The following is a 2103-nucleotide window of genomic DNA, read 5'->3' on the forward strand; positions in this document are numbered from 1 at the left end:
GTACGTCCGCAGGCAGAGCGGGCTCGACGGGGTCGCCGACCGCCACGGCTACGCCGTCGCCTACCCCGACGGGCTCCTCGGCACCTGGAACGCCGCGGGGCGGATGACCGGGGCGGAGCCGACGAGGGTCTCCCAGTCCGGGGTCAGGTGCGCGTAGTCGCGCGCGGCCTGTTCGGCCTCGTGTTCGGGGACGTAGACCGAGCGGGCGCGGTGCCACGAGCCGTCTTGGCCGGCGACGATGCACACGCCCGGAGTCTCAGCCGCGATGACGCGGGCGGCGTCCAGGGCGGCGGGGTCGAGGTCGCCGAGGGCCATGTTCGCCGTCTCCGGGTCGTTGACCCGGTGGCACACCCGCCCCGACAACTGGGCCCGCAGCGCGGTCACACCCGGCCCCAGGTCGGAGCCGACGCGCTGACCGCAGACGACCAGGTAGACCGCGAAGGCCCGCCCGAGCTGGGCGACCCGCAGCAGCGCGGTAGCGGTCTTGGCCACCTCGTCTTTCTCGCTCTTGGCGGCCATGAGGAACAGTTCGGCGACCTCGTCCACCAGGACCACGATCGGCATAGGCCGCAGATCCTCCGGCAGCGTCCACACGTTGCGCGCACCGTGCGCCCGGCAGGTGGCCATGCGGTTCTCCACCTCGCCCACCAGATCGACCAGCAGATCGACCGACTCTTTGCGTGTCGTGGCCAGCGCCGACAGTCGAGGCGCGTAGGGGGTGAACTCGACGCCGCCTTTGAGGTCGAAGCCGACCAGGGCGACCGGTTGCGGAGCCAAGCCCTTGAGCAGAGCGTTGGCCAGGTTCGACTTGCCCGACTGTGTCGCGCCGACGTTCAGCCAGTGCGGCACCGTGCGGAAGTCGATCACCCAGTCACGGCCGTTCTCCAGCTTCCCGGGACGCACGGTCAGCAGCTCACCGGTCTCTGGGACGGTGACCACCTCGACCAGCGGGTCACGCATCGTCGCCCACAGCGTCACCGAGCCCGGCCGCACATCGACCACGCGCACCGAGTGGACGCGCCAGGCGTGCGCGATCCCCTCGGCGGCTTTCTCGTAGTCGGCGGGGACTTGTCCGTCGTGCAGGCGCAGCCGCATGCGCCACCCCAGCCGGGTAGGCCGCAGCAGCCCGAGGCGGGGCGAGCGCTCGACGTCGACCCGCCGAACCCGCCGCTTGTGCTCGACCACCGTCGCAGCGGACCGGGAGGCAGGACCGACCACGGGGATGGCGTCGAGGGTGAGGCGGAACCGCCGCCGGTTGCGGGTCAGCTTGCAGCCGGACGCGACGTGATGCCACGTCAGGTAGACCAGCGCCGCCCGGAGCGGGAATCCGACGCCGTACCAGAACGACACCGGGTGGAACCGGCGCCAGGCCCAGAGGCCGGCCGCCGCAGCGGCCAGGGCCCCGAGCACCAGGACGAAGTCAGTCATGCCGGCAGCCCCGTTCAGGCCACGCCCGCCGGAGCGGACGAGTCCGAGGAGACGGGGACGACGCGGGTAGCGCGGTAGGCGACGCCCCACCGCTTCTCCCCGCCGAGAACCGCCTCCCAGGGGAAGGCCACCAGCCCGACCGGCGTCACGACCTCCCCGACCGTCACCGACTGATCGCCGGTCACCGCCACCTGGAGCAGGTCCACCCGCCCCATCGCGTCGGCGGCCGACAGGCCGACCGTGAACACCGTCTGTCCGTCGCGGTCGACCTTGACCTCGCCTGTCTCCTGGTTGAGCACCTTGGGACGCGGCGCGGAAACGCACACGAAGGTGAGGGCGGAGACGTCGACAGGAATGTTGCGCATGCTGAGTACACCTCTCGTCCGCCTGCTGAGCAGGCGTTACGGACCGAAGGGAGCACACGCCATCAGGACGAACGAGGTAGCATCGAAGCGCCAACTAGGGTGCTAACCGCATCCGGCCTGGGCGGGTCTCCCGCTCAGGCCACTTTCATTAGTGGCCTGTTTCGCCGTCCAAGAGCGGCCTTCCCGCCCCTGAAACGCGAAGAGCGTTCGCCCGACAGCAGCAGGACGGCTCCGGGCACGATGCCGCCGCCGAGGACGCGGTCGAGCTCGTCCAGACCGGTGGGGCGCGTCTGCGCGGACCGCACGTCGA

General features: G+C 71.2%; 2 protein-coding genes. Both read right to left on the minus strand.

The window, feature by feature from the left end; translation table 11 throughout:
• Nucleotides 1-60: 60 nt before the first annotated feature.
• Nucleotides 61-1428 carry an FtsK/SpoIIIE domain-containing protein gene (locus AB0C69_RS41630; protein WP_360362299.1) on the minus strand — a complete coding sequence of 456 codons (1368 nt, stop codon included), beginning with the start codon at nucleotides 1426-1428 and terminating at the stop codon, nucleotides 61-63.
• Between the two features lie 14 nt (nucleotides 1429-1442).
• Entirely contained in the window at nucleotides 1443-1793 is a 351-nt protein-coding gene (locus tag AB0C69_RS41635; protein WP_360362301.1) for a hypothetical protein, read from the minus strand.
• Between the last annotated feature and the right edge of the window lie 310 nt (nucleotides 1794-2103).

The organism is Actinomadura sp. NPDC048032, from assembly GCF_040653175.1.
GTDB classification, from domain to species: domain Bacteria; phylum Actinomycetota; class Actinomycetes; order Streptosporangiales; family Streptosporangiaceae; genus Spirillospora; species Spirillospora verrucosospora.

Bases quoted from the DNA above. Each gene is read 5' to 3' on its own strand.
- AB0C69_RS41630 (WP_360362299.1), bottom strand. From the start codon at position 1,428: ATGACTGACTTCGTCCTGGTGCTCGGGGCCCTGGCCGCTGCGGCGGCC.
- AB0C69_RS41635 (WP_360362301.1), bottom strand. From the start codon at position 1,793: ATGCGCAACATTCCTGTCGACGTCTCCGCCCTCACCTTCGTGTGCGTT.